This window comes from Morganella sp. HSTU-ASny43, from assembly GCF_022819185.1.
In the GTDB taxonomy this organism is placed as follows: Bacteria; Pseudomonadota; Gammaproteobacteria; order Enterobacterales; family Enterobacteriaceae; genus Morganella; species Morganella morganii.
In genome coordinates this window covers 1-272 of sequence record NZ_WSPG01000099.1, presented here as the reverse complement: position 1 = coordinate 272, position 272 = coordinate 1, and the positions used below count along the sequence as shown (strand labels likewise).

Below are 272 nucleotides of genomic sequence, written 5' to 3'. Positions count from 1 at the left end.
ATCCGTATGTCGCTGGTTCAAGTCCAGCTGGAGGAGCCATATTTAAGAGCCCGCTCACTGAGCGGGCTTTTTCGTTTTTGTCCCTGCTTATCCGCAATTGCTCAAGCCTTAGCCACTCAGTCATTTTTTTGCATTTTGCCCTTTACAAGCTGCCGCAGGATAGCTATGATTCACCCCGTTCTCACGAGAACGCGATTCCTCCATAGTTCAGTCGGTAGAACGGCGGACTGTTAATCCGTATGTCGCTGGTTCAAGTCCAGCTGGAGGAGCCA

Annotated in this window: 1 tRNA gene; it reads left to right on the top strand. The window is 50.7% G+C overall.

From position 1 onward, the window contains the following. The first annotated feature begins 196 nt into the window (after positions 1-196). Positions 197-272, top strand: a tRNA-Asn gene (locus GN208_RS17970).